The following is a 13,916-nucleotide window of genomic DNA, read 5'->3' as shown; positions in this document are numbered from 1 at the left end:
GTCGCCACGTACCTCGGTGGGTGATTTGCCGACCAGGCTGTCAGTGCGCCGGCTCGTCAGGTGTATCTTCCGGCGTCTTGCAACAGTGTTCGAGCCACAGAGCTGCCGCTACCAGCGCAATTGCGGCGCCCAACCCCACCCACGCGCCCGGCGTGTCGGAGGCCGCGGCCTGCAGAACCGAGCGCTGTGGGATGAGATACACCAGCACTCCAACCCAGACACCCACGGTAGCTGAACCGACCAAAGCGGATGCTTTTGCCAATGCCAGCGCGCGGGCGGCAGTGATCGGATGGAGCTGTCTGAGCCCGTCGCCGACCTGACGATTCTTGACACGCGAACGAATGACAAAAGCGAAGACGGCTTCGGCAACGGCCACGAAGTACAGCGACGCTCCCGCATAAACAGGGATGGGGGGCATCGAACCGTAGAACACGCGAATCAGAATCCAGGTGGCCACGGCCGCAACCGCGGCCAGAACCGCGAGTGCACTGATCCGGGTCGGCTTCAATCCGTTGTCTTGTTCGGTCACCGCGCAAGCACCACATCGGTAGTGCGCACACCTTCACGTTCGCTGCGATCGAGGCCGTCCAGAATTTCTACCACCGACAACTTCCGACCGTCGACGATCAGCGTCGCATCAGGCTCGACGTCCAGCCAGGGAACGAGCACGAAGGCACGAAGATGAGCCCGGGGGTGCGGAAGTGTGAGTTCAGGATCGGAACTGACGACGCCTTCGCAGTCGACCACGTCCACATCCAGGCTCCGGGGTCCCCAACGCTGTTCGCGCACCCGGTCGGCGGCTTCTTCGAGAGCTTGCGAACGGCGAAGCCATTCAGCGCTGTCGGCCTCGGGGTCGTCGACCACCACCACCGCATTGTAGAAATCCTGTTGCTCGACGCCACCCCACGGCGCCGTCGAGTAGACCGGTGAGACAGCAACGACGGCGCTGCCCAACCCGTCGACAACGGACTGCAGGTGAGCCACGCTGTCGCCGATGTTGGAACCGATCGACAGAACAGCGCGCGTCATGCCGCTCTGGTCCGATGTGCGACGACGGCGACGTCCGCGAAGACCAGCGGAATCGGCGCCGACGGCTTGTGCACCACGACCTCGACGCTCTCGACTCGCGAATCCTTCATGACGTCGTCAGCGATCTCGGCAGCGACGGTCTCGATGAGATCACGCGAAGGGCCGGCGACGATGGCTGCGGCGGCTTCCGCCAACTCGCCGTAGTGCAGGGTCTGGGTCAGATCGTCCGACGCCGCCGCGGGCGCCAGGTCCATCCACACCGTGATGTCGATGAAGAAGTCCTGACCGTCACGCTTCTCGTGGTCGAACACTCCGTGATTGCCGCGAACCTTCAGCCCGCGCAATTCGATTCGGTCCCCCATGTCAGGCCCTTTCTCGTCCACGGTTCCAGGCGTCGACCACGGCAATGGCGTCGAGCGAGGCTTGTGCGTCGTGCACCCGAACGCCCCAGGCGCCTTCGCGCGCCGCAAGGGCGGAGACCACGGCCGTCGCAGTCTCGCGGCCAGCCGGCGGGCGCGGATTGCCTTCCGGATCGCTGAGCAGCGACCCGAGGAACCGCTTACGGGAAGCGCCGACCAGGACCGGGAATCCGAGTGCGTTGAACTCGGGCAGGGCCCGCAACAGAGCCCAGTTGTGGTCGGCGTTCTTCGCGAACCCGAGGCCGGGGTCGAGGATGATCGACGACGAATCAACGCCCGCCTTCAAGGCCAGGTCCACCTGCGACAGCAGTTCGTCGCGGACGTCTCGGACCACGTCGTCGTAGTGATCGGCACTGCCACGATGGACGTAGTCGCGGGCCGAGCGCCAATGCATGAGGATCCAGGGCACTCCGGCGTCGGCCACAACGGACGCCATGTCGGGGTCCGCGCGACCGCCCGAGACGTCGTTGACGATCCCCGCGCCCGCTTCGATCGCGGCTGCGGCGACAGAAGCACGCATCGTGTCGACGCTGACGCGGATTCCCGCAGCAACCAGTTCTTCGATCACCGGGGCAATACGATCGGCCTCGAGTTTCGGGTCCACTCGAGTGGCACCGGGACGCGTCGACTCGCCGCCGATGTCGACGATGTCGACGCCTATGCGTTGCAGTTCGAGCCCACGAGAGATCGCCGCGTCACGATCGAGGAATTGGCCACCGTCGGAAAACGAATCGGCGGTGACGTTCAGAATCCCCATCACGACCATTCGGTCCGGATCGCTGTCTGCAACGGGAGCCGCGGACATCTCGCTCACTTACGAAGGATGAGGTCCAGCGCTTCGGACCGTGAGGCCGCGCTGGATTGCAGGAGCCCACGAACCGCAGACGTGGTCGTGCTGGCTCCTGGCTTGCGGATACCGCGCATCGCCATGCACAGATGCTCGGCTTCGATGACGACGATGGCTCCACGCGGATCGAGCTTGCGCATCAGAGCGTCCGCGATCTGACTGGTCAGGCGTTCTTGAACCTGCGGACGCTTGGCGTACAGGTCGACAACACGCGCCAGTTTCGACAAACCGGTGACCTTGCCGGACTTTCCCGGGATGTAACCCACGTGGGCAACACCGTGGAAAGACACCAGGTGGTGCTCGCACGTCGAGAACATCGGAATGTCTCGCACGAGCACCAATTCCTGATGCCCCTCGTCGAAAGTTGTGTTCAACGCATCGTCGGGTTCGGAGTACAGACCCGCGAAGATCTCCTTGTACGAGCGCGCCACCCTGGCCGGCGTATCGAGCAGGCCTGGGCGCTCGGGATCTTCACCGACCGCGATCAACAATTCCCGTACGGCAGCCTCTGCCCGCGCCTGATCGAACGGGCGGCCCGTTCCGAGCGACACCAGTTCACTGGCCACATCATTCACCGACAACCGAACTCTCCTCGAGAATTGTTCACAGGTCCCCCGCCGCAGAGCCTAGTGGCGCAAGGTCAGCGAGATCCGTCCGGTCCGTCCCAGCGAACGGTGCTCGGTCCCTCGTCCTCAGCCGAATGATGCGGCGGAGGAGTTTGCGGCTGTTCCGGTGCGGGGCTCTGCCACTGGTTTTCACCCGACGGGTTTCCCCGGTTCGGATCGGCGAAGGGTCCACTGTCCGGGTACTGCACCGGGTAGTCGGGCTGTGCGGGGTAACGGCGGCCGGGGTGCGGCTGCTCCGGGTACGCCTGCTGTCCCGGATGCGGCTGACCGTACTGCCCCTGATCGGGCTGGGGCTGACCGTGTTGGGGCTGACCATACTGGCCCTGTGGCGGGTTCGGATTCTGTCCACCGGTGTATCCACCCGACTGCTGTCCGGGGTACGTCGGCGACTGGTTCTCACGCGGAGGCCAACCCGGTGCCGACCATCCGGCGGGCGCTCCGTAGTCGGGTGTACCCGGTTGCGGAGCGTTCTGCGGAGCACTCGGCTGCGGGTACGACGGCTGTGCGTAGCCGTTCGAGGGTCCCTGGTTGCCGTTGTTGGGAACACCGTTGTTGGGTGCGCCTGCCTTGACGAGAACAGGTGCGGCAGCGGGCTCCGGCCAAGTTTCGCCACGCTCGATCGCGAGTTCGCGCGGAGTCTTCACCGGCGGACGATCCGAAGGCGTGCGCCCACCGAAATCGTTGAAAGCCGTGATGCGCGGACGCTTTTCGACGCCGGCAAGGATCTTCTCGAGGTCCTTGCGAGTCAACGTCTCACGTTCGAGTAGTTCGGTCGCGATGAGGTCGAGCGCGTCGCGGTACTCGTTGAGGATTGCCCACGCTTCGGTGTGCGCCGCCTCGATGAGGTTGCGCACCTCCTCGTCGATTTCCCGAGCGATTTCATGTGAGTAGTCGGACTGCACGCCCATCGAACGGCCGAGGAACGGATCCCCGCCCTCCTGTCCGTAGCGAACCGCGCCGAGCTTGGCACTCATGCCGTATTCGGTGACCATCGCGCGGGCGATCTTTGTCGCCATGTCGATGTCCGAGGACGCTCCGGTGGTGGGTTCGTGGAACACCAGTTCCTCAGCGGCACGTCCACCCATTGCCATCACGAGACGAGCGATCATCTCGGAACGCGTCATCAAACCCTTGTCGTCCTCGGGCACGGTCATCGCGTGACCACCCGTGCGACCGCGAGCGAGGATCGTGACCTTGTAGACCGGCTCGATGTCAGGCATTGCCCAGGCAGCGAGCGTATGCCCGCCCTCGTGGTAGGCCGTGATCTTCTTCTCGTGCTCGCTGATGATGCGACTCTTACGACGCGGCCCACCGACAACACGGTCCACCGATTCCTCGAGTGAAGCTTCGGTGATGACGGTTCCGTTTTCGCGTGCGGTGAGCAGCGCAGCCTCGTTGATGACGTTGGCGAGATCGGCGCCCGACATTCCGACGGTCCGCTTGGCGAGACCTTCGAGGTCGGCGTTGGGATCGATCGGCTTGCCCTGCGAGTGCACGCGCAGAATCGCGCGGCGACCGGCGAGGTCGGGGGCGCCGACCGGAATCTGGCGATCGAAGCGTCCCGGACGCAGCAGTGCGGGGTCCAGGATGTCGGGGCGGTTGGTTGCGGCGATCAAGATGATGCCGGTGCGATCCCCGAAGCCGTCCATCTCGACGAGCAACTGGTTGAGCGTCTGCTCACGTTCGTCGTGTCCGCCGCCCAGACCTGCGCCGCGCTGACGACCGACAGCGTCGATCTCGTCGACGAAGATGATGCAGGGGCTGTTCTGCTTGGCCTGCTCGAACATGTCGCGAACACGCGAAGCACCGACACCGACGAACATCTCGACGAAGTCCGAACCGGAGATGGTGAAGAACGGGACGCCGGCTTCGCCTGCAACAGCGCGAGCGAGCAGCGTCTTACCGGTTCCGGGAGGGCCGTACAGCAGCACACCGCGAGGAATCTTGGCGCCGAGCGCCTGGTAGCGAGCTGGGTTCTGCAGGAAGTCCTTGATCTCGTACAGCTCTTCGACAGCCTCGTCCGCACCGGCGACGTCGGCGAACGTGGTTTTCGGCATGTCCTTGGTGAGCTGCTTGGCCTTCGACTTACCGAATCCCATGACTCCGCCGCGACCACCGCCGCCCTGCATCCGGTTCATGACGAAGAAGAAGATGCCGAACAGAATGATCATCGGCAGCACGAACAGAAGGATCGACGTCAGCCAACTCTCCTGTGTGACCGAAGTGTTGAACTTGTCCGCACCGGCGCCTTCGACCTTGTCGAAGATCTGCTCCGACGCACTCGCGGGGTACTTCGCCAGGATCTGCGTCTTACCGTCGGTGGCGTCGTTGCCATTCTTGAGCCACAGACGAACCTGCTGCTCACGGTCGTCGATCTGCGCCGACGCAACATTCTTGGCGTCGAGTTGGGAGATCGCGACCGACGTGTCGACGGTCTTGAAGTCGCGGGTGTCGTTGCTGAAGTAGCTGAAGGCATAGATCACCAACAGCACGACGGCTACGAGTAGCACGTTACGGAACACAGTCTTACGGTTCATACAGGTCGGCCGATGTGGCCGGTCCTTTCGAGAGTGCGGGTCTGCCAGGTCGCCTTCCGGCTGCCAACCGGACACCTGCAGGTTACCGCGATCGGCCCCATCGATGCCCGCCAGCAGCCGTGCCGCTTGGTCGGAACGGTCGTCACTGTGTTCAACGTGCGTATTGCCGATCAGGTTCCCGGGCTACGCCGCAGCACAGTTTCCCGTGAGCGAACAGGCTCACAGTGGTTATCGTGCGCTTTCCCGTGCCCTTCCGTCGTTATTCGTCAGGCCGTGTCGGAGAGGATTCCCGCAACAGCGTCAGCGGCGCCCGACGGGTCACCGTCGATGATGCGGTGTGCGAGCTGATCGAGTCGCGCAGACAGCCGTGCCGAGGATTCGGGCACGTCCGCCTGCTGGGCGATGGTGTCGTCGAGATCCGCCAACAAGCCACCTCCGGCCAGGTGTCTGACGCAACGCCATGTCTCGGCGAAGTTTCTCGCGGTGCCGTCGTCGGTCAGCATCGCGACCCGCAGCGCAGCGTTGGGATTCGACGCCGCCGCCCGAGCCAGGCCGGCCATGATCGCTTCCCTGGCCGCAGTCAGTTCGTCGACGGTTCGATCCTGCAACCGCACGCTTGAGTCTGTGGAGCGGCCTGCGTCGGGCGTCGGTGCTTCGCGAATCACCGCTCCGTTGCCGTGCTGGATTTCGACTCGGCCCCGAATCTCGAGGGCAACGAGCGCCTGAGCCAGCGATGCGCGGCTCACGCCGAGCTCGGCAGCCAGGCTGCGTTCGGGAGGAAGGCGATCGCCGGGCGAAAGACCTTGAGCCTCGATGAAATTCGAAATGTGCTCGGCCAGCTGCTCGTACAGACGCGGACGCTTCAATCGTCCGGGCAGGCCCGAGCGCGAGCCGGGCGATGACGTCGAATTCATGCCTCGGAGTGTACTTGACAAATGGAGCAGTGGCAGAGAGGCTAGGCCAATTCCAAGTGATGCAGACCACAAGCTGGTCGCGAACGGATTGAGAGTTCGATGGCAAATGTCATAGCCCTGTCAGTACTTGTCCTGGTGTTCGTCATATCCACCGTGAGGTCGGTGAACATGGGTGCGCTTGCCCTGGTGGCTGCCTTTGTCGTCGGAACACTGGTCTTCACCGTCGATACCAGCGAGATACTCGACGGCTTCCCGGCCAGCCTCTTCGTCATCCTGGTCGGCGTCACCTACCTGTTCGCGCTGGCCAGAAACAACGGCACGGTCGACTGGATCATTCACGCGGCCGTCCGGGCGGTCAGAGGACGAGTGGCCCTCGTGCCTTGGGCGATGTTCGCGGTGTGCGCGGCCGTCACCGCCATGGGCGCGGTCAGTCCCGCTGCCGTCGCCATCATCGCGCCGGTGGCAATGGGCTTCGCCACCCGCTACCGGATCCACCCCATGCTGATGGGCTTCATGGTCGTCCAGGGCGCAACTGCGGGCAGCTTCTCCCCCATCGGAATCTTCGGTGTCATCACCAACGACGTCATGCGCCAGAACGGTCTCCCGTCGAGCCCGGCCTTGCTGTTCGTCTCGACCTTCGCGGCCGCGGCCGTTGTTGCTGCCATCGCCTACGTCTCGTTCGGCGGTCGCGCACTGATTGCGCGCGGCGCCTCCGAACGCGTGCTCGTCAACGCAGTCGGCAACGCGTCTGGCGGTGGCGACACCATCACCGGTTCGGGTCCCGGTGACAGCTCGAAGGGTGGCGGTAAGTCCTCCGGTGGGACCGCTCCGCACGAGGGAGCACTCAATCTCGAGCGGCGACTCACCCTGCTCGGACTGGCGTCGCTTGCACTCGGCGCCTTGGTTTTCGACCTCGACGTCGGATTCACCGCACTGACCGTCGCGGTACTCCTCACTCTGATCTTCCCGGCCTCCGCCCGCGGGGCCGTCGACAAGATCAGCTGGGGCACCGTGCTCCTCATCGGCGGAATCGTCACGTACGTCGCTCTTCTGCAGAACCAGAACACCGTCCAGTGGCTCGGGGATTCGGTTGCACACGTGGGTATTCCACTTCTCGCAGCCTTCTTGATCTGCCTGATCGGCGCGATCGTCTCGGCGTTTGCGTCCACCACGGGAATCCTCGGAGCACTTATCCCCTTGGCCATTCCCTTCCTCATGACCGGTCAGGTCAATGCAACCGGCCTGGTCATCGCGCTGGCGATCTCCTCGTCTCTGGTCGATTGCAGTCCGTTCTCGACCAACGGCGCGCTGGTGGTGGCGAACGCCGCTCCGGAAGAACGCGACGTGGTGTTCGGGCTGACCATGCGGTGGGGCATGACCATCATGGTGGTGACGCCGATCCTCGCCTGGTTGCTGTTCGTTGTTCCCTGGTCCGTCTGAATCTTCCGTTAGAGAAAGGAAACTCGAGATGAACAGCGAATCCGCACTTCTGCGCTCCCTCGACCCCCACATCTTCGACGACCACCAGGCTGCGGTCACCTTCGGCGAAGGCGCAACCCTCTCTCGCGCCGACCTGTTGGCCGCCGCCACCGCGGTCGCCGATCGAATCCACGGTGCTAAGCGAGTGGCTGTACAGGCCGCCGCCGGCCTCGATACGGTGGTTGCTGTCACCGGCGCGCTGATCGCCGGTGTTGCCGTTGTCCCGATTCCACCGGACTCCGGCCCGCTCGAACGTCAGCACATCATCGCCGACTCCAAGGCCGAACTGATACTCGGAGAAGGACCGTCGGATTCGAGTATCCCGTTGGTTCCCATCGATATTCACGCGCGATCCGCGACGCCCTATCCCGAACCGAGCGCGGCAGCTACCGCACTGATCATGTACACCTCGGGAACCACGGGATCTCCGAAAGGCGTCGTCCTCTCACGAGCGGCGATCGCAGCAGATCTCGACGCACTTGCCCACGTGTGGGATTGGACTCCGGAGGACACACTCGTCCACGGGCTGCCCCTCTTCCACGTCCACGGACTGATCCTCGGAGTGCTGGGCGCGCTGCGCGTGGGTTCACCGCTGATTCATACCGTCAGACCAACCCCGGATTCGTATGCCGCAGCGGGTGGCTCGTTGTACTTCGGTGTTCCGACCGTCTGGTCACGCGTGTGCGGTGATCCCTCGGCGGCAGCAGCATTGCGATCTGCGCGCTTGCTCGTGTCCGGAAGTGCACCACTTCCGGTTCCATTGTTCGAGCGGATCAAATCGCTGACCGGGTTGGCACCGGTCGAGCGCTACGGAATGAGTGAAACCCTCATCACCGTCAGCACGACGCACGACGGCGAACGTCGCCCGGGTTGGGTTGGGCACGCTGTTCCCGGAGTCAGGACGAGGTTGCGCGGCGAGAACGGTGAACTGTCGGCGCACGACGGACAGCAGCTAGGACAACTGGAAGTTGCGGGCGCCGTTCTCTTCGACGAGTACCTCGGGAACCCCTCGAAGACAGCGGAATCCATGACCGATGACGGTTGGTTCCGCACCGGTGACATCGCGGTGATCGACGAAAACGGATTCCACCGCATCGTCGGTCGCGAGTCGGTCGACATGATCAAGTCCGGTGGATACCGCATCGGCGCCGGCGAGGTGGAACAGGCCCTTCTCGCATACCCGGGTGTTCGCGAAGCCGCCGTCGTCGGCGTGCCGGACGACGACCTAGGCCAGCGCATCGTCGCGTTCATCGTCGGGGAGGTAGCCGACTGCGCAGTGGTTTCGGACTTCGTCGCCGAATCGCTGTCGATCCACAAGCGCCCTCGCCAGGTTTGTCTGGTCGACAGCTTGCCGCGCAACGCCATGGGCAAGGTGCAGAAGAAACTGCTGACACCCTGAGCGTCGGGTTCACACCTGAGCTTCACTCAGGTGCGGGCAGGCTCAGCCGCCGTAGACCTCGGGGTCCAGGGTGCCGATGTACGGCAGATCGCGGTACCGCTCGGCGTAGTCGAGGCCGTAACCGACGACGAACTCGTTGGGGATGTCGAAGCCCACGTCGCGGACGTCGACGTCGATCTTGACCGCGTCCGGCTTGCGGAGCAGCGTGACGACCTCGAGCGAAGCGGGGTTACGCGTCTTGAGGTTGCGCATCAACCACGACAGCGTGAGACCGGAGTCGATGATGTCCTCGACGATCAGCACGTGACGACCGGCGATGTCCTTGTCGAGGTCCTTGAGGATGCGGACGACGCCCGAAGACGAGGTCGAGGATCCGTAGGAGCTGACGGCCATGAATTCCATCTGCGACGGGATCGGCAGAGCGCGGGCGAAGTCGGTCATGAAGAAGACCGCTCCCTTGAGGACGCCGATCAGCAGGAGATCCCCTTCGGGGGCGCCTGTCGGGTAACGCTTGGCGATGTCCTGCGCCAGTTCCGCCGTTCGTGCACGGATCTGTTCTTCGGAGATCAGTACCGATGCGATGTCGCCCTCGTACACGCGTCAAACCCTTCGTCGGTCTTCGAATCCGAGGATCAGCCTGCCACGTCGGCGGGCCGCCACCAACCTCGCCTCCGGTGTTCCGCCGCCGATCGCGACGCCGCCTTGCCCGCGCCAGTCGACAACCAGGGAGTCGACTGCGCGTAACTGTTTGTCCGTCAATGCTTTTGCGCCGCCCTGCAGCAGCCAGGCCCGCAGAGCGCGTCGACGGATTGCGGTGGGCGCTTCGACAAGTGTGTCCACTTCCACTTCCCCGTCGACGACAACCCGCAGGAGTAGGGCCTCGGCGTACTCGTCGAGCGCTTCGCCGTCCTCACGCAACTGCGTCGCGGTTCGGGCCAACGCCTCCGGAACTCCCCCGCCGAGAATTTCTTCGAGCAGCGGCAACGCCTCGTGCCGCAGACGCACACGAGTGAATTCGGGATTGTTGTTGTGCGGGTCCTCCCACGGCGTGATTTCCAGGTCGACGCAGGCCGCCCTGGTCACCGATCGACGGATGCCGAGTAGCGGCCGTCCCCAGGGAGCGTCGAATGCAGTCATACCTTGAATCGATCGCCCACCGGACCCGCGGGAGAGTCCGAGAAGCACGGTCTCGGCCTGATCGTCGAGTGTGTGTCCGAGTAGAACCGGGAGGTCAGTTCTGGCGCCACGCAGGGCGTAGTACCGAGCCTCACGCGCTGCGGCCTCGAGACTCCCACCTTCGGCTACGTCGACGGTCAGGACCGTCGCGGTCCGGCAACCCAGCGCCAGTGCCTGGTCTGCGGCCGAGCGTGCGACGGTATCCGAGCCATCCTGCAAGCGATGGTCCACGATCAACGCGTCGACCGATTCGGTTTCCACCACCGCAACCGCGGCCAACGCCAGCGAATCAGCTCCCCCGGACAGGGCGACGACCACGCGGCGTCGTGGCTCGTATACAACCATCCAGGCCCGCACGGCCTGTCGCAGCGCCAGTAGGGCAGGCGTCTCAGGCAGCAGCATCTATCCGAGAACGCGCTTCACCCACGCGTCGGGGTTGTCGATCTCGTCGAGCAACGGCAGGGTTTCCGGCCCGGTCCAGATGGCGTTGAACTGCTCCATGCCGACCTTGAGAACCACCGCGTCGACGAAGGCCTTGCCACGTACGTACTGCGCCATCTTGGCGTCCATGCCGAGAAGCATCTTGATGATCCGCTGCACAGGGTTGGACTTGCGCTGCCGACGCTTGTCGAAGGCCGCGCGGATAGTTGCCACCGACGGCACCACGGCGGGGCCGACGGCGTCCATCACGTGGTCTGCATGCCCTTCGAGGAGGGTGCCGAGTACGAGCATCCGATCCAGCGCGTCACGCTGGGGTTCTGCCTGCGAGGCGCGCAGCAGTCCGATGATGCCGCCCGCCGTCGCGCCGTCACTCGAATCGGGTTCCTTCCGCGAGCGCAGCTCTGCGGCGAGGCGCCCGACGACGTCGGTCATCGACTCGTCCACCGTCGCACCGAGTGTTTCGACGGATTCCTTCATGTAGTCAGCGAGCCACGGCGAGGACGAGAACTGGACCCGATGCGTGACCTCGTGCAGGCAGACCCACAACCGGAAGTCGCTCGGGTTCAGCCGAAGGGACCGTTCGACGGAGACGATGTTCGGTGTGACCAGAAGCAGCGTGCCGTGCTCGCCGGTGAACGGGTCGTACTGCCCCAGGATCGCCGAAGACAGGTACGCCAGCATCGCGCCGGCCTGCAGGCCCGCCGGCTTTCCGACGATGAGATTGCCACTGCCGTCGGGGTCGGCGCCGGTGAGATGCGCCATCGACCGCGAGGCTGCAGTAATCCATCCCGCCCGGTCCAGCACGTCAGCGGCTGGGACCGGAAGACCGTCGGCCAAACCGGTCACTTCACGAACCGGCAGTTCTGCGCGCTTGGACGCTTCGGCTAGTTCTGATGTCGCAGTCTCGGCCGTGTAGCGAGACATCGCGGGGCCGCCGCGCGCCAGTTTTATCCCGGCTTTGGCGGCAAGACTCCAGTCGACGGCACCACCGAGCGGAGCCGAGGCTTCGTCATCTTGTGGAGTCTTTTCGGCCACTATTGGCACCCGCAATTCCTCAATGCTCCGGCAATCGCGTCCAGGGCAGGACGGCTCACTTCTGGCGGCCGGTCATTGGACATCAGTGCGAAGGTGAGCACTCGCCCGTTCTGATCGACCACGAACCCTGACAACGCGCTGGCCGTCGAGAGAGTTCCCGTCTTGGCCCGCACCCAACCCGCACCGGTTCGGTTCCCGGACGCGTAGCGGTCGGACAAACTTCCCGTTCCGCCGGCCACCGGAAGGTAGTCCAGCAAGGGGCGCAGTTTCGGATCACCGTCACCGGCCGCAGCCGTCATGACGCGATCGAGTACCTGAGCGGGAATGAGATCGTCGACGGACAGCCCGCTGGAATCGTGCAGCGAAACTCCGGTGTAGTCGAACCCGGCCGCCTGCAGGGTCTTGCCGGTCGCGTCGACGGCTCCGGTGAACGACGCTTCGATTCCGGAGGCAATCGCGACCTCACGCCCGATGGTCTCGGCGAGCACGTTGTCGGAATGTTCCATCATCTGCAGCAACCGGTCGCTCAGCGGTGCCGACTGAACTGTCGCGATCGGCTTGGCACCCGCAGGCGCCACACCGAGACTCACGTTGGCGGGATCGACACCGAGCGCCCGAGCGAGAACCTTGCCCGCGTCCAACGCGGGAGTCTCCGACCGTGGCGACTCGTCTTGAGTGCCGTCGTACCGACCACCTTCGATCATCACCGATTCGATCGGGGTGATGTAGCCAGCCGCGATGTCAGCGGGGAACCAGCCGGTGGCCATGTTGTCGCCCTTGAACAAGCTCGAGTCCACCACGACGCTGGTCACCGGTGTACCGGCAGCCTTGATCTGGTCGACGAGATCCGCGATGTGAGCAGCATTGGCGTAATACCCGCTCTCCCCCTTCGGCGTCGCCGTCAGCGTCGGATCGCCGCCGCCGACCAGAATGACCTGGCCGGGGCTCGCTCCGGGAACCACCGTCGTGGACAGCCGGTGGTCGAGCGGCAACTTCAGTAGTGCCGCCGATGCGGTCAGTACCTTCGTCGTGGACGCGGGCGTCATCGGCGTCGACGGGTCTGCACTCCACAGAATGTTTCCGGTCAATGCATCGGCCACGACTCCGGTGAACTTCCCCAGATCCGGGTTGGCCACAGCCGGGCCGATCGCCGCGGCGATTCCCGACGAGCTCGGAATCGGTGCGTCCGTGGGGACGGGCACCACCTGCGGTGACGGTGTCACGAGCGCAGGCTGCGGCGACGTAGTCACGGTCGCACTGCCGGCAGTGTCGTTCGACGTACCGAGTTTCACGACGACAACTCCGGCGACGGCCAGTACAACCACTGCACCGACCGCCAGAAGGATGCGGAAGTTGCGCCGTCGACTCTCTTCCAACGAGCCGATCTTCTTCTTTCCTTGGCCCGCCAACGCCCCTCCGTCTGTGCTCTGCCTACTGGGTGGTCAGGCAACCTTATCCTTGACCCGATATCCTTCCGACGAATCATTACCGACACGACAGCGAGGAATCGGCGTGGAGTTCGACGTCACCATCGAGATCCCCAAGGGTCAGCGCAACAAGTACGAGGTCGACCACGTAACCGGTCGCGTCAAACTCGATCGCTACCTCTACACAGCTTTCGGCTACCCGGCCGACTACGGCTTCATCGAAAACACCCTGGGTGAGGACGGCGATCCGCTCGACGCCATGGTCCTGCTCCCCGAGTCGGTCTTCCCCGGCGTAATCGTCGAGGCTCGCGCAGTCGCGATGTTCAAGATGGTCGACGAGGCCGGCGGAGACGACAAGGTCCTCTGCGTTCCGGCCGGTGACCCCCGCTGGGATCACATCCAGGATCTGGGTGACATCTCGCAGTTCGAGCTCGACGCGATCAAGCACTTCTTCGTCCACTACAAGGACTTGGAGCCGAACAAGCACGTCGAGGCTGCCAACTGGGTCGGCCGCGCCGAGGCAGAGGCCGAGATCGAGGCTTCGATCAAGCGTCTCGCCGCCAACGGCGGTCACTGAGCGTCAGTTC

At 64.3% G+C, this 13,916-nt stretch carries 14 protein-coding genes; 3 read left to right on the top strand and 11 right to left on the bottom strand.

Annotated features, from left to right (window positions below; translation table 11 throughout):
* Positions 1-40 precede the first annotated feature (40 nt).
* From ACSW29_RS04915 to ACSW29_RS04885, 7 genes are all read right to left on the bottom strand, one after another.
* Positions 41-508: a DUF3180 domain-containing protein gene (locus ACSW29_RS04915; RefSeq protein WP_347871969.1), complete on the bottom strand. Its 468-nt coding sequence runs from the start codon at positions 506-508 to the stop codon at positions 41-43.
* A gap of 17 nt (positions 509-525) precedes the next feature.
* Entirely contained in the window at positions 526-1,029 is a 504-nt protein-coding gene (folK, locus tag ACSW29_RS04910; RefSeq protein ID WP_448276692.1) for a 2-amino-4-hydroxy-6-hydroxymethyldihydropteridine diphosphokinase, read from the bottom strand.
* Positions 1,026-1,391, bottom strand: coding sequence for a dihydroneopterin aldolase (gene folB / locus ACSW29_RS04905; protein WP_448276690.1), 366 nt, complete (start codon positions 1,389-1,391; stop codon positions 1,026-1,028). The genes folK and folB overlap by 4 nt, the downstream gene beginning before the upstream one ends.
* 1 nt (position 1,392) lies before the next feature.
* On the bottom strand, positions 1,393-2,253 hold the full coding sequence (gene folP, locus ACSW29_RS04900) for a dihydropteroate synthase (RefSeq protein WP_448277404.1): 861 nt from the start codon (positions 2,251-2,253) through the stop codon (positions 1,393-1,395).
* 5 nt (positions 2,254-2,258) lie between these two features.
* Positions 2,259-2,876, bottom strand: coding sequence for a GTP cyclohydrolase I FolE (gene folE, locus ACSW29_RS04895; protein ID WP_019746783.1), 618 nt, complete (start codon positions 2,874-2,876; stop codon positions 2,259-2,261).
* A gap of 59 nt (positions 2,877-2,935) precedes the next feature.
* Positions 2,936-5,458: an ATP-dependent zinc metalloprotease FtsH gene (gene ftsH, locus ACSW29_RS04890; RefSeq protein WP_448276688.1), complete on the bottom strand. Its 2,523-nt coding sequence runs from the start codon at positions 5,456-5,458 to the stop codon at positions 2,936-2,938.
* 266 nt (positions 5,459-5,724) lie between these two features.
* Positions 5,725-6,372, bottom strand: a complete 648-nt coding sequence (locus tag ACSW29_RS04885; protein ID WP_347871869.1) for a FadR/GntR family transcriptional regulator — start codon at positions 6,370-6,372, stop codon at positions 5,725-5,727.
* Between the two features lie 99 nt (positions 6,373-6,471).
* Between ACSW29_RS04885 and ACSW29_RS04880 the strand changes: the two genes are divergently transcribed.
* Together ACSW29_RS04880 and ACSW29_RS04875 are read left to right on the top strand one after the other, a co-directional pair.
* Positions 6,472-7,812, top strand: a complete 1,341-nt coding sequence (locus ACSW29_RS04880) for an SLC13 family permease (protein ID WP_347871870.1) — start codon at positions 6,472-6,474, stop codon at positions 7,810-7,812.
* Positions 7,813-7,840: 28 nt separating this feature from the next.
* The gene (locus tag ACSW29_RS04875) at positions 7,841-9,250 is read left to right on the top strand and encodes an acyl-CoA synthetase (protein WP_448276686.1); all 1,410 of its coding nucleotides are present in this window, start codon (positions 7,841-7,843) and stop codon (positions 9,248-9,250) included.
* Between the two features lie 42 nt (positions 9,251-9,292).
* Here ACSW29_RS04875 and hpt read toward each other — a convergent pair whose 3' ends face one another.
* Genes hpt through dacB form a run of 4 tightly spaced genes read right to left on the bottom strand, consistent with a single transcriptional unit; the run spans position 9,293 to position 13,311 of the window.
* Positions 9,293-9,847 (bottom strand): hypoxanthine phosphoribosyltransferase, encoded by a 555-nt coding sequence (hpt, locus tag ACSW29_RS04870; protein ID WP_317827613.1) that lies wholly within the window; start codon positions 9,845-9,847, stop codon positions 9,293-9,295.
* A gap of 3 nt (positions 9,848-9,850) precedes the next feature.
* A complete protein-coding gene (tilS, locus tag ACSW29_RS04865) occupies positions 9,851-10,828 on the bottom strand; it encodes a tRNA lysidine(34) synthetase TilS (protein ID WP_448276684.1) in 978 nt (325 codons plus the stop codon).
* The gene (locus ACSW29_RS04860) at positions 10,829-11,902 is read right to left on the bottom strand and encodes a zinc-dependent metalloprotease (RefSeq protein ID WP_448276682.1); all 1,074 of its coding nucleotides are present in this window, start codon (positions 11,900-11,902) and stop codon (positions 10,829-10,831) included.
* A complete protein-coding gene (gene dacB / locus ACSW29_RS04855) occupies positions 11,902-13,311 on the bottom strand; it encodes a D-alanyl-D-alanine carboxypeptidase/D-alanyl-D-alanine endopeptidase (RefSeq protein WP_317827615.1) in 1,410 nt (469 codons plus the stop codon). The genes ACSW29_RS04860 and dacB overlap by 1 nt, the downstream gene beginning before the upstream one ends.
* Positions 13,312-13,414: 103 nt before the next feature.
* Here dacB and ACSW29_RS04850 point away from each other — a divergent pair, with 103 nt between their 5' ends.
* The gene (locus ACSW29_RS04850) at positions 13,415-13,906 is read left to right on the top strand and encodes an inorganic diphosphatase (protein WP_003941181.1); all 492 of its coding nucleotides are present in this window, start codon (positions 13,415-13,417) and stop codon (positions 13,904-13,906) included.
* Positions 13,907-13,916: the final 10 nt, after the last annotated feature.

The organism is Rhodococcus sp. GB-02, from assembly GCF_053470465.1.
This window is presented reverse-complemented; position numbering and strand designations above follow the sequence as displayed.